The following is a 20419-nucleotide window of genomic DNA, read 5'->3' as shown; positions in this document are numbered from 1 at the left end:
CGGGTCATGGCGCTTGATTATCTGACTTGCGTGTTCTTTGCCGTGCTCATCAAAAAAGCCCCCTACCCCCCCTCCAGTTCTTCGTGCACCTGATGCAAGTGCTCGCGGCTATCATGAAGATGCAAGCGCATGGCAGCGCGCGCGTATTCAGGGTCCTGGTTAAGAATTGCCTCATAAATTTGTTCGTGCTCGCTTTGCATGCGCTGTTCGTAGTGCAAAGGCTCATCATGAAAAAGACGAGCAGAATCCAGTCGGCTGCGTGGAATGATGACGACGCCGAGGTTACGAAGTGTGTTGGCGATATAGTGATTCCCTGTCGCCTGCGCAATGCTCAAATGGAACTGAAAATCCAACGCTGCTCTGTCATTGATGCTGACTGCGCGCTGTCCAAGCTGATCGAGAAGCACCCGCAACTCACTCAAATGATCTGGGGTACGTCGTTGAGCGGCGAGCCCGGCTGCTTCTACCTCAAGGCCGATCCGAAACTCCATGATAGCCAGCGAATCAATGATGATGCCGATCGTAGCCGGGTCGATGAAGGCCTCCAGCGATAGAGCGCTACCCCGCACAAAAGTCCCGACACCATGGCGTGTCTCAACCATTCCAGCGGCCTGTAGACGAGACATTGCCTCGCGCACTACCGTTCTGCTGACCCCATGCTCAAGCATGATGGCCGCCTCGGTGGGCAACTTTTCACCGCCCCGCAGTCGCCCCTCAAGAATGTGCGTTGAGAGCAGAGCCTCAAGCCCCTGAGAGAGGCTACGGCGTTTTTTTCGATCGTCCGGTGGCAGGCTCATTCCTCGAAAATCGCCACCGCACGGACGAAACCGGCCGAGGCGTGCCTGATCTTGTAGGGGAAACAGGACACCTGGAAACCGTGGGCCGGCAAGCATTCCAGATTGGCCAGTTTCTCCATCTGACCGTAGCCGATGTCGCGTCCGGCCTTGTGTCCTTCCCAGATGATCGAGGCGTCGCCAGTGGCCGCGAAGCGTTCGCGCGTGTACTTGAATGGCGCATCCCAGCTCCAGGCATCGGTACCGACCACGCGCACGCCGTGCTCCAGCAGAAACAACGTGGCTTCGCGGCCGATGCCAACCCCGGCATCCAGATAGCCCGGCTGGCCAAACAGCGCACCGGCGCGGGTATTGACCAGGACGATATCCAGCGGCTGTAGCACGTGATCGATGCGCGCCAGCTCAGCTTGCACTTCGGCAGCGCTGACCACATGGCCATCCGGCAAATGACGAAAATCCAGCTTCACGCCGGGTTGCAGGCACCAGTCCAACGGCAGCTCGTCGATGCCGAAAGCCGGCTTGCCGCCGTCGGTCGTCGAGGCGTAATGCCAGGGAGCATCCATATGCGTACCACTGTGAGTAGTGATCTGCAGGCGTTCGGCGGCCCATGACTCATTGCCAGGCAACTGTTCCTTGGAAAGGCCGGGAAACATCGCGGCCATCTCCGGCCAACCTTGTTGGTGGTCCATGTAGTCGATTTTCGGTAGCAACGGCGGCGGATCAGTGTATGGGTTGTTGTCCAGGGTAACGGACAGGTCCACCAGACGGCGTTTAGTTGATTGCATTTTCGGTCACTCCTGGAGTCAGCCGCCCACGCGCACGGCGCGTCGGTGTAGCAAAATTCAAACTATTACGTATCAAGGCGCTGGCAGAGCCGTCATGACGAAAGCCAAGGGCACGGGCATGGGGGGTTTTCATCGCGGGGAAATTGCCGAACAACGCTTCCAGTCCAGCATCCGGTGCGAAGCTGATCAACGCGCGGCGTTCCTGGCCGTAGGCAGCGGCCAGGGCATCGATGACCTGGGCAATCGACAGGTGCAACAGCGGTAATTGCCAGACGCGTGACTCGCCGAGCTCGGCGGCCTGCAGTTCGGCGGCCCGTAACAGGTTATCCACGCAACACCTCACGGACATCCACCATGCCTGTGCCTGCGGCGAAACCGGACAACAATACGGCTGGCTTTCGGCGAAAGCGTGCAGCAGATCACTCATGAAAGCCGAACGCAGTCCATTGGGCTCACGTGGACGAGCGACAATGCCGGGCAGGCGCACGGCACGACCGTCCACCTCGCCTCGTCGGGCAAGATCGTTGAGCGCCATTTCCACCATCACCTTGTGCGCACCGTAACTCAACTGCGGGCGCGGCGCGGCACGCTCATCGATTCGCGCCGGCAGGTCGCCCCCGTACACCGCCACGCTGCTGGCATACACCAGCACCGGTGCGCCAGGCTGTTCGCGCAACTGGTCAAGCAACTCCAGGCTTGCCAGCAGGTTGACCTGATAGCCCATCGAATAGTGCTGCTCGGCTGCCCCACCAGGGATACTGACCAAGTGAAAAACCACATCAATGCCATCGGCCAGCGCACGACGCAACAACGCGGCGTCGGTAACACTGCCGCAATGCCGGCGCAGACGCTTATCTTCAGCAAATCCCACCAACTCTTTATCCAGCAGTATCAACGCGCTGATCGACCGGCCTTGTAATTCATTTGTTTCGAGCAATCGTTTCACCAGCGCCCGCCCGACAAAACCATTGGCCCCGGTAATCATCACGCGCATGGGATGCCTCCGCGCACGACTCGCTGGTCTATCGCCCCGAATACCGACTGCCCTTGCAGATCGAAGACTTCCATGCGCACGCGATCACCGAAGCACATGAAGGGCGTCTGTGGCGCGCCTTGCTCAATCATCTCAACGGCACGACGTTCGGCGATGCAGGCAGCGCCAACGCTGGGATCAGTATTGGAAACGGTGCCGGAGCCTATCAGGCAGCCCGCCCTGAGGCGCCTGGTCAGCGCCGCGTAAGCGATCAACTGATGAAAGCCAAAATGCATGGCTCCGCCATGGGCATGACCAAACCACTGACCGTTCCAATCCACCCTCAGCGGCAGATGCACACGCCCATCACGCCAGGCTTCGCCCAGCTCGTCAGGGGTAATCGCCACCGGCGCAAAACTTGATGAGGATTTGGCTTGGATAAAACCAAAGCCTGTCTTCATTTCACGTGGCCCGAGCGCTCGCAGGCTGACATCGTTGACTTGTAGAATGAGTCGAATATGGCTTGCGGCCTCTTCTGCCGAGCAGCCCATGGGAACGTCATCGACCAACACCGCGTACTCACCTTCGAAGTCGATGCCGTGCGCTTCACTCGGTAGAACGATGTCGTCGTGGGGCCCCAGGAAATCATCGCCGCAGCCCTGATACATCAGCGGGGTGTGTTCAACGCCTTCGATTGGATCAAGCGCAAAAGCCTTCTGCATCCGCGCCCCATGACTGAGGAAAGACGAGGCATCCAACCACTGCCAGGCACGCGGCAACGGTGCAGCGGCCTGCTGCGGATCGAAGGCAAAGGCACCGGCCTGCGATCCCTCATTCAAGGCGTCATACCGCGCGCGCAAAGCGGTCTCGACGCTGGCCCAATGATCGATGGCATCCTGCAGCGTCGCGGCAATATCGCTGGCATCCACCGCCCAGGCCAGATTGCGCGATACCACCAGCAGGCGACCGTCGCGACTGTGATCCTTGAGGGTGCTTAACTTCATGGTTGTTCTCCTTGCAGTTCAGGGGCGAAGCGGCCGTCGAGCAGCACGAATAGCATGCGTGCCATCTGCTCGGTGCGATTACTCCAGGCGTGATTGGTACCTCGCTGCACGACGATGTCACCGCGTTTGAGATGCACCTCCTCGCCGTCCAGCACCAGCCAGACCTCGCCCTCCGTGACCACGCCGTAATCGAGCGTTTCGGTGCGGTGCATCAGCTTGTGTCTGGAATCAGCCTGCCCCGTACCGGCATGGGCCTGTCCAATTTCGGCGAAGGCCGCCGCGGCATCCTCGGCACTGACCTGGTTCTGCACGCTGTCAGGCGGAATATCCACCACGCGTAAGACACTGCCCAACGGTGCGGGACTCAATTGAAGCGGCTTGCTGGTAGGGTCGTCGCCGTTATCCAGAATGGCCGGGCTGGCGCCATTGTTCCAGATCTCATGGAAGACGGTGCCGGGTACTGCCTTGAGCGGGAAACTATTGGGCGTCGATCCGCTGAGCGCGACCACCGCCCGCCCCTGGGCATCGTGCCCGGTGACCACTCGTTTGAAACCGGGAAGTTGTTGCATGTTCGACTCCTCAATCAGTTTGCGAACGGACTTCGAGAAAGAATGGCGCGCAGCGTGTAGAGATTGATTCATGAAAAAAACCTTAAAGATCGAGAACCAGTCGTGCGCTCCTGGCACGAGAGCAACAAGGAGTGAACTGGTCGTTGCGAGCTCTCTCGGCATCGGTCAAGAACATGTCGCGATGGTCCGGCTCGCCTTCCAGTACGCGAGTCATACAGGTGCCACAGATGCCCTGCTCGCAAGACAAAGGTATGTCGATGCCGGCCTCCAGCAACACCTGCGCCACACTGCGGTCGGCAGGCACCTGGAGACACAGTCCTGAACTGGCCAGCTGCACCTCAAAACCACCCGCCTCGCTCGCCGGGACAGCGGCGCCGGCAAAGTACTCACGGTGCAATTGCGCCTCGGCCCAGCCATGCTCACGCGCAGTACCGAGCACGTGTTCCATGAAGCCGTTAGGGCCACAGACATACAGGTGACGGTCGTCGACTGGCATGGATAAAACCCGAGCGGCGTCGAGACGCTGAGAATTCTCGCCATCGTCGACATGGACATGCACACGATCGGCAAATGTCGAATGGCGGATGTACTCGATAAAGGCCATTCGATCAGTTGAGCGGGCGCAGTAGTGGAGCTCGAAAGCAGCGCCGATCTGTGCCAGATGCTCGGCCATACAAAGGATCGGCGTGATACCGATACCGCCGGCGAACAGCACGCTGGCCCCCGCTGCATGCTGCAGCGGGAACAGGTTGCGTGGCTCGCTGATACGCAGCCGGCTACCTTCCTGCACCTGTTCGTGCATGGCCTTGGAACCTCCACGAGACGTGGGGTCGAGCAGAACACCCAGCAGATAGCGGTGGTTCTCTTCGGGGTGATTGCACAGCGAGTACTGACGCACCAAGCCATTGGGCAAGTGCACGTCGATATGCGAGCCGGCACTGAAAGCAGGCAGAGAGCAATGGTCAATCGCGGCCAGTTCGAAGCTGTAAATGCCTTCGGCTTCGCGACGCTTGCGGGTAACAACTACATCGATCATCACTGGATACCCACTGACTGCTCGGCGGCGATCAATCGGCGCAAAACACGTCGGCAGCGCACAGCCCCAGCATCGACTGGAAGCAACACAGGGTTAAGGCCAAGCAGTTCAACCTCACCAATTTGACGCTGTTGAGCCTCAACCATGGGTTTATCTTCACCAGCGAAAATACCGATCAACATGTTCTGGACGAAGGCATTCAACTGCGCATTGTCCTGCTCGAAACTGCGCGTATTTGCAAAGAAGTAATGGGTATTCGTCGCGTCCTGCGGCGTCATCAGATGCAGGTTCCATGTATAGGGCCCCTCTTCCCTGGAGCTCCCTGGAGGAGTGGCGCCACTGCCCAGCAGCATCAGACCAGGCGCTTGCCATATGACCTCGGCCCAGACGTCAGCTCGAGTCGGGTCTTCAAGATGAGCGCTGAAAGCGGGCGGAGGGACGTCATCAGGAGCCCACCAACTGATGCGCACGCGATCGTTGGGCAGCTCCTCAATGTTGGCGCGCGTGCGTGACAACGCTCCACCACCCAGCGTATCGGGGTGCAGGAAATCGACGTGGCTCAGATCCATGATGTTGTCGGACAGCAGCTCGTAGTGCGCACGGGTTGGCAAATACCCATTACCTTTGGCATGGGTTGGAGCCTGCTCAAAAAAGGAAAAGTCGGGGATCAGCGCATCGCTGGCCCGTGTCGGATCGCCCAGCCAGACCCAGATCGCCGCATGGCGCTCAGCGACAGGGAACGAGCGAACACAGGCAGCCTTGGGGATATTCCCTTCACCATGGGGGTTGTGAGTACATTGGCCACTGCCATCGAAACGCAAGCCGTGGTACGGGCATTGAACGCTGTCACCGACAATCTTGCCCATGTGCAGCGGAGCAAAACGGTGAGGGCAGCGATCAACGATAGCCTGAATGGTGCCCTGGCTATCGCGAAAGAACACAATGGGTTGCTCGACAATGGTTCTCCCAAGCAGCCCCCCTTGCGCAACCTCGTCTACCCATCCAGCGATGTACCATGTGTTGAGCAAATAATTCATGATTTTTTCCTCGTTTTCTTATTTTGATAAAGCGCCGTTTTGAATCTGAGGCAGGGTTTCATGCAGGACTGCGTCAATGGTTTTAACCTTGCTCTTGCTGCTACCCGCCACGCGGCGCTTTTATTACCAAGAGAAAATGTGCTGCGGCTAAATGGCAGGAATAACAGCCCCGCGACCACGCAGCCGAATGCAAGCCAAGGCCACCAATAGTTGAAGGCCCGCAACGATCCCCAGCGCGGCTGGCAAAGCGCTGCTCACTCCACCGGTGATCGCCAGCACCACCAGCGGGCTGGCGAACTCACCGGCAAAGAACATCGACGTGAAGCCACCGGCGGCGCGGCCGCGCTGGTGGAAGTCGACCTGGGCCATGATCCAGGTGAGCAGGGTCGGCATCATCAGGCCGATGCCCAGGCCGTTGATCAGTACGGCGATCACCACCAGCCCATGACTGTCGGCCACCGCCAGCAGCCCGCCACCAATACCGGCCGCGACGAAGGCCAGGAGCATCTGCCGGTACGCCGGTACACCACTGAACAGACGGAAACTCAGGGCGCCGGCGAGTACGCCGAGCTGACTGGCGCCCATGGTCATGCCGATCTGTTGCGACCCTTCGACATGCAGCAGGTTGAGCAGATAACCGACTTGTACCGGCACGACAAACAGGCTCAAGCCAGCAAGGAATGACAGGACATACAACGGTGCCAAGGCGCGCCAGGGGAATGCCCTGCTCACCGCTGTTGTCGCTGTGACGACATGCGCGCGTGGCTCCCACAGCAACCTGACCATCAGCGGCAGAAACACCAGCCCTAGCCCATACAGGGCAAACGGTGTGCGCCAGCCGTGCTCGCCGAGCACGCCACCGACGGCAATGAAAATCGCCGCCGACAACGAGGTAGCAACCATTTGCAGGGCGAACATGCGTTCACGCCGCGCGCCGCTGTAGTAGTCGCCCATCATCGTGGTGCAGCAGGTCATAATCGCCGCCTCGGCCAAACCGATGCCGGCGCGGCTGATAACGATGACCTGTAGTGAGTCCAGCCATAGCGGCAGCACGCCACAGAGGGTGTAGAGAAACATCGCGCCGATCAGCAACGGCTTGCGCCCGAGCCGGTCGGCGATGATCCCGGCGAAAGGTGCCAACAGGGCAATCATCAACGCCGGTAGCGTCAGGGCAATGGGCACCAGCACGGCGACACCCGGTGTATCGGCGAAGTGCTCCTGCATACGCGGCAGTATGGGTGCCAGCAACACCGCACCGAGCACCGGCAGGCAACTGCCGAGCAACAGTAACAACGACTGTGGCAAGCCTGCCTGGCGTTCAACGCTCATCGCGCACCTCCGATGGTTGGGCCGCGCAAAACGCCATACCGAAGGTGGTCAGGCCGGCGATAAGGTCAAGCCAGAGAGGCTGCTGGAACAGATACATACGAGGCATGGCAAAGTCCTTTCTTGTTATTGTGGCGCGACCGGATTAGCCGCCGCCGGTACTGTCTGGCCGTGGACGGAAGTCATCTTGCAGTGCTGCACCCTGGCCCCCTCCTCGGCTGGGGCGGGCATCAGCGGCACACTTATCAGGCAGCGGGTCTCATCCCGGGGTTTATGCTCAGCCCGCCTCTTGCTCACACGCTTGCTCGGCAACAGGAAGTGGGCCAGGGCCGGCAACAAAACCAGCGCACCGACCATGTTCCAGACGAACATGAAGGCCAGCAGCACACCCATGTCAGCCTGGAACTTGATCGGCGAAAACATCCAGGTAGCCACGCCGATAGCCAGGGTCACACCGGTCAGCATCACCACCTTGCCGGTGGACAGCAGTGCCCGGTAATACGACTCCGAAAGGCTTGTGCCCTGGCGCATATGACCGAGCAGGATGCTCATCACGTACAGTGCATAGTCGACGCCGATGCCCACGCCGAGGGCAATCACCGGTAGGGTTGCGACCTTGACCCCAATGTTCAGCCAGACCATCAGCGCCTCGCAGAGGATCGATGTGAGCATCAGCGGAATCACCGCACAAATCGTGGCACGCCAGGAACGGAAGGTGATCAGGCATAGCAGGATCACGGCGCCGTAGACCCAGAACAGCATTTCGCGATTGGCCTGCTTGACGACAATATTGGTCGCAGCCTCGATCCCGGCATTGCCAGCGGCCAGGAGGAACTGGACCTCATCGGTATTGTTCGCCGCAGCGAACTGTTCGACGTGATCCACCAGGCGGGTCAGGGTTTGCGCCTTGTGGTCGGAGAGGTAGACGTACAGTGTCAGCAGGCTACAGTCTTCGTTGTACAGCCCGCGCGGCGCCCCGGCGGTGACCATGTTGAGCATCGCCTGGTTGTTCTGCAGCTCGTACCACTTCGGGCTGCCTTCGCTGAGGCCGACCAGCATCCGGCGGTTGAGCAGCGCCAGCGAATTGGTCGAATCAACACCTGGCAAGGTGCGCAACTGCCAATCGAGCGCATCGACCTTGCGCAGGATGTCATAACGCGAACAGGCGCTGGCAGGCGTCTTGATCATGACCGCGAACAGATCGCTGCTGGCGCCGTAGTGATGGGTAAGAAACGCATCATCCTGGTTGTAGCGCGAATCGGCCCGCAGCTCGGGTGCGCCCGCATCCAGATCACCGATTTTCAATTGCAGGCTGACCACGAAGCCGGCGGTAGCCAGTGCCAGGCTCAGGGCAATGCACAACGCAGCCCAGCGACGCTGGGTGAACAGGTCTAGGAAGCGCCAGAACCCGTGGCGATTCCGGCCGGCTTGTTCAGCGTGCTCGCTTTTCAGACTCAGTCGCGCAGCGCGGCGGCTGACCCCAACATAGGAGAGCAGTACCGGCAGCAGGATTAAATTGGTGAAGATCAGCACGGCCACGCCAATGCTGGCGATCATCGCCAGGTCCTGGATCACCTGGATCTTGATGATCATTAGCACCGCAAAGCCGACCGCGTCGCAGAGCAGCGCGGTGAGACCGGCGAGAAACAGGCGGCGGAAAGTGAAGCGCGCGGCGACCACACGGTGCATGCCACGACCGATGTCCTGCATGATGCCGTTCATCTTCTGTGCGCCATGGCTCATGCCAATGGCAAACACCAGAAACGGCACCAGCACCGAATAGGGATCCAGTTGATAGCCCAACAGCGGCAGCAGGCCGAGCTGCCAGACCACCGCCACCAGCGAGCAGAACACCACCAGCAAGGTGCTGCGTATGCAGCGGGTATACCAATAGAGCACCACGGCGGTGATCAGAATGGCCACGGCAAAGAACATCAGGATCTGCTGCAGACCGGCGATCAAGTCACCGACTTTCTTGGCGAAACCGGTGATACGAATGTCGATGCTGTCGCTCTGATATTGGCTGCGCAGCGACTCCAGTTGTTGCGACAGCTTGGTGTAGTCCAACGGTTTGCCGTCGGGGGTGCGCTGCAGCAGGGGTACATGGATGATGCTCGAGGCCTGGTCGAAAGCCACCAACTGGCCGATTTCGTTGGACAGTTGCACATTGCGCCGCAATGCCGCGAGGCTGGCGGCGCCGCCATCGTAGTTATCCGGGATGACCGGCCCACCGTCCAGGCCTGCTTCGGTCACCGCCACCCATCGCGTGGCCGGCGTCCATAGCGACTTCATGTACGCACGGTCGACACCGGGCAGCAGATAGATCTTGTCGCTCAACGCCTGCAGGGTCTTGAGGTAGGCGCTGTCGTAGATGTCGCCCCGCTTGTTGACCACCGCGATGCGCACTGCGTTACCCAACCCGCTCAGCTCCTGCTGGTGCTCAAGGTAGTTGGCGATATAGGGATGATGGGTGGGGATCATTTTTTCGAAACTGGCATTGAGCTCGACACGACTGGACTGCCAACCCAGCACCAGCGTGGTCGCCAGGCACAGCAGCAACACCCACAGGCGATGGTTGAACAGTGCTCGCTCGAGCACCGAACCGGAACGCGGATCAAAGTCTTCGAACGCATTCGCAGGGGGCCGGGAGAAATTGCTAGGGGACGTCATAACCTCACTCCGAAGCGGCAGTGGATGGCTGCGCAATACGCTGCAGCCCAGTGAAACCAGCAACGATCAGGCTGCCATCGGCGGCCTCGATCAGACTTGAAACAGGCTTACCCAAGGGCTTGCCCAGTGGCAGCAGCGCCGGCCCGGTCTGCTCACCGTTGAGGAACAAAGCACCGCCCTGGTTGACCAGCAGCACCTGGCCGTCGGCCAGGCGGGTGGCATCGTTGAAGGCAATCGGCATGGGGACTGACAGGCGCTGGAAGCTTTCGCCAGCATCATTGGAGATAAAGGCGTTTCCCCTCAGGCCGCCAACCAGCAAGGCGCCATCGGCGCGGCTCTGCAAGGTGAAGAAACTACCTTCATAGGGGCTTTCCAACTGGCTGAACGAAACCGCGTCGTCATCCGAGCGCGCCAGGTAACCCTGCTCGCCAGCCAGGAACCAGCGCGCGCCCTGGCGACTGATGGCGTACAAGTGCATCCCGTTCGGGTTGGCGATGTGCCCCATCAGCGACTGCCACGTGGCACCGCCATCCGTGGTCCACAGCGCCAGCCCGTAGGCGCCGACGATCAGCCCGTGTTGTGCATCGATGAACTCGAGCGCCAGGAAAGGCTTGTCCGCACCATCGGCGACGAGACGCTCGGCATTTTGTACGCGTGCCAATGCGTCATCCGGGTTGGCAGCCGTGGCCTGGTCGGCCTTGGCTGCATCCAGTTCGAGCTGTGCCGCACGCGCGCCGTCGAGTTGCAGCGTCCAGTGCTCGCCACCATCACGAGTGGCCAATACCACGCCAGCGTGACCGACGGCCCAACCATTGCGCGCATCGACGAACTGCACCGCCGTCAGACTGACCGAAACCGGTACCGAGGCCTGACGCCAGCTTTGCCCATGGTCGTCGGAAAGCAGCACCAGGCCGCGCTCGCCCACGGCCACCAGACGTGTGCCGGCCCGCGCCAGATCGATCAATACGCTCTTCTGCGCAGCCGGCACCGGCATGGCCGGGGTACTCAGCGGCGCGCCCACGGCAGTCGGCCCTGCCAGGCACTCGCTCGTGGCGAAGGGCAAATACAGGGCCAAGAGCAAAGAGCCCGCCTGACTGATTCTGTTCATAACCTACCTCGGAAAAACACTCGCACCCCAAGGGCAGACCGACAGGCCTGCCCTTCACTCTCAGTTCAGACTTAACGCACGCCGCGCCCGGCCATCGCCGCTGGCGAGAACTCCGAGGTCTTGTACCGATCAACCACGCGATACTGTTCCGGCATTCCGGCGTAAAGGTTCTGGATAAACCACGCACCCGAGGTCAGGTCATAAAAGCCGGCAGACAGTTGCACCAGGCCTGGCAGGTCGGGCAGTACGGAAGGCAGGGACCACAGGGTCTTGGCCAGTTGACCGCTGGCATCCCAACGGTCGCCCAGCAAGGCCTGCCAGGTGTCTTCGTCGAGGTAGTAACGGCCTTTGGGCAACTGGTGACGCTTGCCGGCGGCCAACGTCGACTCGACCACCCAGACGCGGTGCAACTCCCAGCGCACGTAATCAGGGTTCAGATGGTGCTTGCCTAACAGGTCTTGCGGCTGGCCAGCGGTCTGCGCCTTGTTGGTGTTGTAGGGAACATACATCTCCTGCTTGCCCACCAATTTCCAGTCGAACCGGTCCGTACGTCCCCCCCACACGCTCAACTCGTCGAATGACATGACCCCGGCGGTGGACGGCGTGGGTGTATCGCAGCAGGCGTTGGGCAACGTGCGCACACGGCGCTGACCGCTCAAATAGACATGGGCTTGGGATTTGTCGCCGTTGAGGTTCTCACGCCCGAGGATCTGCTCGCCGGCACGAATCGCCGGGCCGAGATTGACAAAGTGGACCAGCCAATAATCACCCGCGAAGGTTTCTGGCGTGCCTTCCTCGAAGTAGTAGGGCATTTCCTGGGACAACAGACCGTCGCTCGTCATCACCTGATTACCGTCCGCGGTCATCAGGTAGTGGCGAAAATGCATCGCCAATGAGGTACCGCGCCAGTTCAGCAAGTGGTTCCATATGGCTTCGGTACCGTTCTGTGGAATCGGGAACGGGATACCACCATAGGCACCTCCGGGTATCAGGCCGGCACTGCTGTCGACCAGTTTGGCTCGGGTCGCATTCTTGATCGTGTTGTCATAGACCCACTGCGGCGCGGCAGCCGTGCGCCGGGTCGGATAGACATCGATGCGATAGGTTTCCGGGAAGCGCTTGAACAGCTCCTTGGTTCCGTCGCTGAGCTTGTCGGCGTACTTCGCCAGGTTCTGCGCGGTGATGCTGAACAATGGCTTGTCCGCGGCAAACGGATCGCCGCGCTTGCTGCCCGGTGCGTAGGCCGGATCGACCTTGGTGTAGCCACCATCCCAGGCTGGAATGCTGCCGTCGGCATTGCCCGCTTTCTCGGCACCAAAGGGCGTCAGGGTCTTGCCCAGCGCGGCCGCTTGTTCAGCACTGGCGGCCAGGGTCATCGGCGCGGCAGCAGCCAGCAGGGTCAAGCACAAGGCCTTTAGAGTGAACTGAATGGTCATGCGCGAATCCTCTTAGAACGTGGTCTTGACGGAGAAAGCCAGGTAATCCCGGTCCTTCAACGACTGCTTGTAATTGAACTGGTTGGCGGTGTTGAGGCTGGTGTCCTCGGGACCGTAGAAGTGGGTGTAGGTCAGCCCCACGGTCACTTGGTCCAGATAGGTGGCGGAGACGCCGATGTTCATGTCCCCTCCTCTGTCGGGGCCGAACCCGCTGATCACAGCCGACTTGCCCATGGGGAAATAGCTGATGCCCAGCGGCACGCTGATATCCACGCCCGGGAAGAACTGGCGATAGGTAGGCGTGTACACCAACTTCAAGCCCAGGCCGTCATCGGTAGCGTTAGGGTCCAGGGCGGCGCGGTTCCTGGTCACGGCGAGCAGGCGGTTCCAGGCGATTTCCCCTACCAAGCTGGCTTCATTGGCGACGAAGGAAGGGCCCAGCGATGCCAGGACGTTGAGGTTGACGTGAGCCGTACGGCCGACGGCATAGAGGGCGTCATCGTTGTTGTCCGCCTCGACGCCCGGCAGGACGGTCTGGGCGTTGGACACCAGCGGCATGTTCCAGCGCATCGATGCCTCGCCGGCAAAGCTGTACTCGTCTACGGAGGTAGCGAAACTGGCCCCCAGGACACGGATATCTTCCGGGTAAACCCAGGAGTATTCGCCGACTTGCCCGGTACTGAAGTTCGGCCCGGTGGCATTTGGCTTCAAGTACAGCGTTGGGGTTTTCTCGTGATATTGGAGCGCATACAGACCGTAATCCGTCGTCCCGGTGCTGTACTTGAGCTGCAGGCCGCCTTGGCCGGAGCTCCTGGCTTTCTTGTCCTTGCCATGGAAAAACGCGGCAGGGCTGTTGGCATTACCGCCAAGAAAATCTGGAAACGGCCCGCCAGTGATCAGCCGTTCATTGCCTTCACCGATGGTATCGCTGGTGGAGAAATAACTGCCGGCGCCCGGCAAGCGGGTGGCCTCCCACTCCAACTGGTAGAAGGCGCCCAATGACACATCGTCGGTCAGTTGGTAGGCGGTAGAGAGTTGGTTGACCGGCCGGGTGATTTCCTTGAATTGGGTGTTGGGTACCGATTGCGCCTTGACCACGTCCACTGGCGCCATGGCACCGGCAATGCCGTTGCCGCCGAAGAACAGGCTCTCACCCCAGATCAGGCCGTGACGCCCCGCGCGAACCGATAAGGTACGGTCGGCCAGCTCACCGTTCCAGTAGACAAAGGCATCCAGCAGTTCACCGTCACCACCGTGCAGTTGACGGGTGTCGCTGGTGAATTCGTCGAAACCCACCGAACGTTGGTTGGCACTGGCCGCGTCGTTATTGTCGTTGCGGTCCTGGTAAACGGTGTCGTACCAGGCCGCACCGCTCAGACGGGCGCCGAAGTTGTGAAAGCCGATGTCCAGTTCGGAAAGAATATCCAGGCGATTAGAGATCAGCCCCTTTCCAAAGTTGTGATCGCCGTCATTCTGGTTCAACGCCGTCTGCCCCTCGCTGAGTTTGCTGCTGGGGTCTTTCAGGCGCCAGGCCGCGCTGTACTTCAGCGTGTTGTCCCAGCGCAAGCTGAGATCGGGATTGCCGGTGTCGATCTGAAAGGCCTGGACCGCCGAAGCGCCAAGCCCCAGGCTGGCCGCAAGGGTCAAGGTGAAGGGGACGCGCCGCGACGCAGCGAACTTGCGAGTAGCCATCGAAGTAACCCTCTTTATTGTTGTTGTATGTCAGCTCTTCTGGTGAAACCGCGCCCGCAGTCGAACCGGGCCAAACCTGCACGGGCATGAAACATCCATGGGAGAGTGAAATCAGTCCTGCCGGCGCCTCAGATGGGCTCTGCCGTGACTTCGAGCATCCGCCTGACCAGGCCGATCCGGTCGAAGCTGCGGTCATGGGCCATTTCCTTGTCACCGGCCAGCATCGAGCTTTCGCTGATGAATTTGCAGCGCTCGTAACGGCGCGCCATAAAGCGTTCAAGCTGCTGTTCAACGCTGCCACCGGCGACCAACTCTTCGCCAAGCACGACGGCATCTTCAATGGCCATGCCGGCGCCCTGGCCCAGGTGCGGCGTGGTGGTGTGCACCGCGTCGCCAATCAGCACAACACGACCGCGGTACCAAGGCTCGCTGACGAACACCACCTCCAACGGCTTGTAGATCACCCGGTCGCTGTCGCTGATCTGCTCTCGCAGTTCGCCGATCAGGCCGGTGAAACCGTTCAGGCGCTGGCGCATCTCGGTGGCCAGCGTGGCGGCATCCATCCTGGGGTTAGCGGGTTCATGGGAGGTCACAAACATGTACATCTGGTCGCGGCCCAGCGGCACCAATCCGGCATTGCCGGCAGCCCCCTGGAAGCTGGCCAGATGATCGATTCCCGCGATGCGTGGGAAGTTGTAGCGCCACACCGATTGGCCGGTGAAGCGCGGCTGGTACTGCTCGCCGAACAGCAAACCGCGCATTTTGGAGTACAGGCCATCAGCCCCCACGACCAGGTCGTATCGGCCGCGACTGCCGTCGGTGAACAGCACATCCACCCCCTCGCCCACCTGCTCCAGGGTTTGCACGCTCAGGCCCAGGCGAATCGAGGCGCCCAGGGCAACAGTGGTTTCGCTGAGGACTTGATGCAGGTCCAGACGCGAGATGCCGACGTTGGCCGGATACTCGGGGCCGGCCAGGCGCTGACCGGGAATTCGCGCCAACTGATCACCGGCCGTGCTATAGATGACCACATCCTCGAACGCATAGGCGGCATCCAGGTAGCCGTCCAACACACCCAACTTGGCCATCTCGCGCACGACGTTACTCTGCTGGATGATGCCGACGCCGTAGACTGTCCACTGCGTCTTGAGCTCGACAAGATCGACTACGATGTTCTTGCGACGCAAAGCGATTGCGGCACATAGACCACCGATACCACCACCGACGATAAGCACCTTTTTTACTGCGTTCATGCTCGTCTCACTCTTATTCTTGTTATTCACGCTAGCGCTCTGCCGGAGCGATCTCAGGCTTCACTACCGGCTGTTTCTGCACGCATTCGCTACCGCGTTGTGTTCACTTTCTCGGCAAAGCAGGCGTTTGACTAATCGCATGTAGGGATACGATGTATCAGCTACCGCGATACGTTAACTAAGGTGCACACGCCTCCAATTGACCCGCTTCGAGCACCAGCCAATCGGCCTCTGCATGCCATTGCAGAGCACTCAGGCGCTCCCCCAGGCACGGCCCGTAAACGCACAGGCCACTGTCCGGAAGGAACCGGGCACCGTGGGCGTAACAGACAATCTGGCTGCCATCGGCACTGAGAAAACGATCCTTGCGGTACTCCAAGCGCACCTCCAGATGCGGGCAACGGTTGCGATAGACCCGCACCTCGCCGCTATGACGCAGGGCAAACACGCTGTCCTTCCCCGCGCCCAGAGGATCGAACCCGCGAGCCTGCCCTTCGACCAGTTCATCCAAGCGACATAGCGCAACGGCGAAGTGACTCATGGACGAAGTCCGCACTCAGGCCTGCTTGGGCGGCGGACCGCTCGGAAACCATTTTTCCCTGGAAGTGAACAGGAACAGCTGCGAGTTATCTGCCGACAACGGGGCCTGGCGCGCTTGCCAAGTGTCATCGTGCTTGTCCATGTCGGCGTCGTATTCGATGTGACAGCCCAACGGGCTGTTGAAGTACCAGAACCAGTTGGAGCCGAAGAGGTGACGACCCGGCCCCCAGAAGCTGGTCCAACCTTGCTGCTCGAAACGTCGCCCGGCCAGCAGCACTTCCGTGCCGCTGCCCATGTGAAAGGTGAAGTGCTCGCAACCCTTCATGTGCGGTGGCGTCTGGATCATGAACAAGCAATGGTGATCATCGGAACCGGCTGGACGCATGAATGGGCCCGCGCCAACGAAGGTGTCGGTGGTCATGAAGCCCAGGCGCTTGTAAAAAGCCTCGGCCTTCAGCGCATCCGGCACGAAATACACCACATGGGAAAGAGTGCGTGGCAGGGCCTGCATATCGGGGTTGATGGCCGGTTGGTTGACCGGGCGCTGGGGGGCATGGCCCGGTGCATTGGTCAGGTCGGCCGGCGCACTGTACGGGCGCCGCACACTGACCTGAAAACCAATGGCAAACCCCATATCGTCAACACTGTGCACGGAGCCATCGGCACCGCGGGTCACCAGGCGATCACGCCCTAACTCATCGGCGATGGCATCAAGGTCAGCCGCGTTGGCCACGCCATAAATGGTTTCACGAATCGAGGGTGCAGGCCCGATGGCCGTCGGCAGACTGGCATCGTCAGCACGACGGATGATCACGGCAGTCCCGTCGAGGGCTTCAAAACGACCGCCCTCGCTGTCGACATCGACAGGTAGCAGGCCGTAGTCACGCAGGCAATGGGTACAGGCTTGAATGTCGTCGACGCCAAAAATCAAGGCATCAAGGCCGATGATGTTCATTGTTACCACTCCATTGAAATTATTCAGCGCAAGGCCAACACCCCGCTTGCGGGAGCAGTGCCCAGGCGATGCGCTGCTGATGCTGGTTTTTGGCGTCGATAAAGCGTCACGGCCAACCGACTGCGTGCCGATACTGACGCGGGAGAAATCCACTGACTAATCGCTTGTCGGGATGCGACCTATCGGCAAACGCAATACCTGACTGCACAGAGCCAACGACGGGGAAAATCGAATATTCATCGGTCAATTCGCCCGTTCAAGGGACTTGACGCCGCGATAGGAAGGCCGGAAGGTATTTACAAAATAAATACAAAAATCGAGACCGCCATGCGTTTTAACCACCTGGATCTCAACCTCCTGGTGGCGCTTGATGTGTTACTGGAAGAGCAGAACATCACCCGCGCCGCCGAACGCCTGCACATGACCCAATCCGCCACCAGCGGTGTACTGGGCAGGCTGCGTGTCTATTTCGAAGATGAACTGCTGGCGCAGGTCGGGCGCAAGATGCAGCCCACGCCCTATGCCCGTGAACTGGCGGCGCCAGTGCGCCAAGTACTACTGACAATCCAGTCCTCCATCACCGCCAAACCGGTGTTCGACCCCGCCACCAGCAAGCGCCATTTCCGCCTGATCACCTCGGACTATCTGATCAGCGTTCTGTTTGCCCGGGTTATCCAGAAGATCCACCAAGAAGCCCCGCACATCACCTTCGAACTGCTCGGCCCGGGTGAGAGCTCCACTGAGTTACTGATGCGCGGCGAGGCCGACATGATGATCGTGCCTGAGCGCTACCTCATCGAAGGCCACCCATCGCAGTTACTGTTCGAAGAAGAGCACGTTTGCGTTGTGTGGGAAGGCAACACCCAAGTGGGCGACAGCATCAGCCTTGATCAATACATCGAGATGGGCCATGTCTCCGTGATTTTTGGCCGCAACCGACAACTGAGCGTCGAAGAATGGCTGATGAGCCAGTACGGTTTCACTCGTCGCATGGAAGTGGTAACCCACGACTTCAACACCTTGCCGCAGTTGATCGTCGGCACCCAACGCGTCGCCACCATGCTCCAGCGCATGGCCAGGCTCTACGCCAACTACCTGCCGCTGCGCATCCTGCAACCACCGGTGAAAATCCCGGTGATGCGTGAGTTCATGCTCTGGCACCGCACAATGGATGGGGATCCGATGCACCGTTGGCTGCGGGCAAAAATCAGCCAAATCATCAACGAACTGGAGCAGCAGGTGCCCCCGTTGCTCGGAGCCGGGTCAGGTGCGGAAGTGCCCGACGGCCGCGTTGAGCTCACCGCTAACCTGCTGTAAGTCGGCCGTTGAGACTTGCAGTTGCAGGCTTTCCCTTGCGCTGCCCTCGGCCACTTCGCGCACCCGCGTCATACTCTGGCTGACTTGCTCGGCCACCACGCTTTGCTGCTCAGCGGCTGCGGCAATCTTCTGGTTCATCCGTTCGATGCTGGACACCGCCCGGGTGATCCGCGCCAGTGCCTGTGAGGCTTGCGCGGCAAGCACCACCGTTTCATCGCTCAGTACATGGCTGCCTTGCAAGCGCTCGGCGGCTTGTTGGGCAACACTGCTCAGACGAACGATCAACCCTTCGATTTCCGTGGTCGAGCGCTGTGTGCGCCGTGCCAGACCGCGCACCTCATCGGCGACCACGGCGAAACCGCGACCATGCTCACCAGCCCGCGCAGCCTCGATGGCGGCGTTGAGCGCCAGCAGGTTGGTCTGCTCGGCCACCGCCTTGATGACATCGAGCACGCCCCCAATCGCCGCGCTCTCCACCAGCAGGGACCGCATGGCTTCAGCGCAACCACTCATCTCCACAGCCAGATGGTCGATCTTGCCACCCGCCTGACGCACCAGCTCATCGCCCTCACGCGCCTGTTCGTCGGCATGCGCCACCGCTTCGCTGGCCTCACCCGCATTGCGGGCGACCTCCTGCGCCGTGGCGGCCATCTGTTGCATGGCGGTGGCGGCCAGCTCGGTTTCCTGGCGCTGGTGTTCGATACCACGGCTGCTGCTCTGGGTCACTTCCGCCAGGCTGCCGGCCATGCCGTTAAGAGAGCCCACACCACGGTCGATGCGAGCGACCAACCCGCGCAGGCTGCCCAGCATGCTGCCCACGGCGCCCAACAACTGACCCAGCTCATCACGACGAACACTGTCTGACAGCGGATCACTCAGATCTCCCGCCGCCACACGCTGAACCAACTGCACGGCCTGGCGCAGCGGCTGCACAATCAACTGGCGGATCAGCAGGCTGGCGCCAATGCCCAAGGCCAGCGCCAGAAAAGTGATCAAGCCCAATTGGCGATCGGCATTGCGATTATCGTCGAGTACCGCCTGCCTTTGCTGTTCATCGGCCTGGGCCAGCAACTTGCTCACCTGCTCGGTTTGCGCGTTCATCGCCGCACTGCTTTGCGCACTTTGCCCATGGCTGTCGACGAACTCGAGGAAGGCCTTGCGGTAGTCGCCCAGGGCAGTGCTCGCCTCCTGCAGCGATTCGCCTTGCTGCTCGCCAAGATCAAGCGCCTGCATGGCGGCAAGCAGGTCACTCATGCTCATTTCCCAGTCGCTGCGGTAACGCTCCTCGCCATCGAGCGAGTAGTACAGTTCGCTGTCACGCAGCTTGGCGAGCTTGTCCCGCAACGCGGCAGTCTGCTCAAGCCGCACCATCTGATCGCTGTTCGGCGGTGTCCCCTTCCCCAACCGGGTGTTGAGCACATCCAGCTGATCGAGAAATAACAGGGTAAAACTATCGCCAGCCGTCTGCGCCTGCGTCTGCATGCGCAAGCGGGCTTCGCGAGCCCGACGCAACGAATCGGCATAGCCGAGAAACTGCTCCAGATAAGCGCTGACAGCCGTGCGTACGATGGCGTGCGATGCGCTAATGGCCGGGTCATCATCGAGTTGCTGATTCAGTTTCCCGATCGTCTCGCGTACCTGGTTCAGGCGCTGCGGAGCAAGATCCAGGGCGAATGCCTTCTCGGCGATACGGGCACGCAGGATCAGTGCCCGGATCGATGACTCCTGGCGCGATTGCTCACCGCGCTGCTGCAACACACCCAGGGAACGAAAAGCAGTAACCGCCACCGCCAGCGTCACCAGCAGCACCAGGCCAAAACCCAGCGACAGCTTGGCACCCACCGATAGATTGCCAAGCACACGGTTCAATACAGGCATGCCCATCTCCTTTCACAGCACGGAAAAAATGCCGTGACCGACGGCA

17 protein-coding genes and 1 pseudogene are annotated in these 20419 nt (G+C 60.5%); 1 reads left to right on the top strand and 17 read right to left on the bottom strand.

From position 1 onward, the window contains the following. Positions 1-62 precede the first annotated feature (62 nt). From ACQKPC_RS12670 to ACQKPC_RS12600, 15 genes are all read right to left on the bottom strand, one after another. Entirely contained in the window at positions 63-797 is a 735-nt protein-coding gene (locus tag ACQKPC_RS12670) for a FadR/GntR family transcriptional regulator (protein ID WP_427624886.1), read from the bottom strand. After that, on the bottom strand, positions 794-1579 hold the full coding sequence (locus ACQKPC_RS12665) for a cyclase family protein (protein WP_427624885.1): 786 nt from the start codon (positions 1577-1579) through the stop codon (positions 794-796). The genes ACQKPC_RS12670 and ACQKPC_RS12665 overlap by 4 nt, the downstream gene beginning before the upstream one ends. After that, positions 1566-2573, bottom strand: a complete 1008-nt coding sequence (locus ACQKPC_RS12660) for an NAD-dependent epimerase/dehydratase family protein (RefSeq protein WP_427624884.1) — start codon at positions 2571-2573, stop codon at positions 1566-1568. The genes ACQKPC_RS12665 and ACQKPC_RS12660 overlap by 14 nt, the downstream gene beginning before the upstream one ends. Then, on the bottom strand, positions 2564-3556 hold the full coding sequence (locus ACQKPC_RS12655) for a fumarylacetoacetate hydrolase family protein (protein ID WP_427624882.1): 993 nt from the start codon (positions 3554-3556) through the stop codon (positions 2564-2566). The genes ACQKPC_RS12660 and ACQKPC_RS12655 overlap by 10 nt, the downstream gene beginning before the upstream one ends. Beyond that, complete coding sequence (locus ACQKPC_RS12650) at positions 3553-4125, bottom strand: cupin domain-containing protein (protein WP_427624881.1); 573 nt, start codon at positions 4123-4125, stop codon at positions 3553-3555. Before ACQKPC_RS12650 ends, ACQKPC_RS12655 begins: the two co-directional genes overlap by 4 nt. An 82-nt stretch (positions 4126-4207) precedes the next feature. Continuing rightward, on the bottom strand, positions 4208-5161 hold the full coding sequence (locus tag ACQKPC_RS12645) for a PDR/VanB family oxidoreductase (RefSeq protein WP_427624880.1): 954 nt from the start codon (positions 5159-5161) through the stop codon (positions 4208-4210). Beyond that, the gene (locus ACQKPC_RS12640) at positions 5161-6198 is read right to left on the bottom strand and encodes a Rieske 2Fe-2S domain-containing protein (RefSeq protein WP_427624879.1); all 1038 of its coding nucleotides are present in this window, start codon (positions 6196-6198) and stop codon (positions 5161-5163) included. Before ACQKPC_RS12640 ends, ACQKPC_RS12645 begins: the two co-directional genes overlap by 1 nt. Positions 6199-6345: 147 nt before the next feature. Further along, a complete protein-coding gene (locus ACQKPC_RS12635; RefSeq protein ID WP_427624878.1) occupies positions 6346-7527 on the bottom strand; it encodes an MFS transporter in 1182 nt (393 codons plus the stop codon). 123 nt (positions 7528-7650) lie between these two features. After that, positions 7651-10194, bottom strand: coding sequence for an efflux RND transporter permease subunit (locus tag ACQKPC_RS12630; RefSeq protein WP_427624877.1), 2544 nt, complete (start codon positions 10192-10194; stop codon positions 7651-7653). Between the two features lie 4 nt (positions 10195-10198). Continuing rightward, positions 10199-11302 carry a YCF48-related protein gene (locus ACQKPC_RS12625; protein ID WP_427624875.1) on the bottom strand — a complete coding sequence of 368 codons (1104 nt, stop codon included), beginning with the start codon at positions 11300-11302 and terminating at the stop codon, positions 10199-10201. A 71-nt stretch (positions 11303-11373) separates the two neighbouring features. Beyond that, positions 11374-12738: a DUF1329 domain-containing protein gene (locus ACQKPC_RS12620; RefSeq protein WP_427624873.1), complete on the bottom strand. Its 1365-nt coding sequence runs from the start codon at positions 12736-12738 to the stop codon at positions 11374-11376. 12 nt (positions 12739-12750) lie between these two features. Beyond that, positions 12751-14430: a DUF1302 domain-containing protein gene (locus ACQKPC_RS12615; RefSeq protein WP_427624871.1), complete on the bottom strand. Its 1680-nt coding sequence runs from the start codon at positions 14428-14430 to the stop codon at positions 12751-12753. Between the two features lie 128 nt (positions 14431-14558). Then, positions 14559-15683: an FAD-dependent oxidoreductase gene (locus ACQKPC_RS12610; RefSeq protein ID WP_427624869.1), complete on the bottom strand. Its 1125-nt coding sequence runs from the start codon at positions 15681-15683 to the stop codon at positions 14559-14561. A gap of 178 nt (positions 15684-15861) precedes the next feature. Further along, entirely contained in the window at positions 15862-16224 is a 363-nt protein-coding gene (locus tag ACQKPC_RS12605) for a Rieske (2Fe-2S) protein (protein WP_427624867.1), read from the bottom strand. A 15-nt stretch (positions 16225-16239) separates the two neighbouring features. Continuing rightward, positions 16240-17178, bottom strand: coding sequence for a VOC family protein (locus tag ACQKPC_RS12600; protein ID WP_427624865.1), 939 nt, complete (start codon positions 17176-17178; stop codon positions 16240-16242). A 327-nt stretch (positions 17179-17505) separates the two neighbouring features. Here ACQKPC_RS12600 and ACQKPC_RS12595 point away from each other — a divergent pair, with 327 nt between their 5' ends. Then, on the top strand, positions 17506-18495 hold the full coding sequence (locus ACQKPC_RS12595) for a LysR family transcriptional regulator (RefSeq protein ID WP_427624863.1): 990 nt from the start codon (positions 17506-17508) through the stop codon (positions 18493-18495). On the opposite strand, the gene ACQKPC_RS12590 is transcribed toward ACQKPC_RS12595, so the two are convergent. Together ACQKPC_RS12590 and ACQKPC_RS12585 are read right to left on the bottom strand one after the other, a co-directional pair. Next, the gene (locus tag ACQKPC_RS12590; RefSeq protein ID WP_427624942.1) at positions 18442-19242 is read right to left on the bottom strand and encodes a methyl-accepting chemotaxis protein; all 801 of its coding nucleotides are present in this window, start codon (positions 19240-19242) and stop codon (positions 18442-18444) included. The two genes, ACQKPC_RS12595 and ACQKPC_RS12590, sit on opposite strands and share 54 nt — an antisense overlap. A 57-nt stretch (positions 19243-19299) precedes the next feature. After that, positions 19300-19596 (bottom strand): annotated as a pseudogene (locus tag ACQKPC_RS12585) (HAMP domain-containing protein); the annotation flags it as partial. Positions 19597-20419: the final 823 nt, after the last annotated feature.

This window comes from Pseudomonas sp. NPDC089918, assembly GCF_050280605.1.
GTDB lineage: Bacteria > Pseudomonadota > Gammaproteobacteria > Pseudomonadales > Pseudomonadaceae > Aquipseudomonas.
The sequence above is the reverse complement of the archived record's forward strand: the minus strand, read 5'-3'. Positions and strand labels throughout refer to the sequence as shown.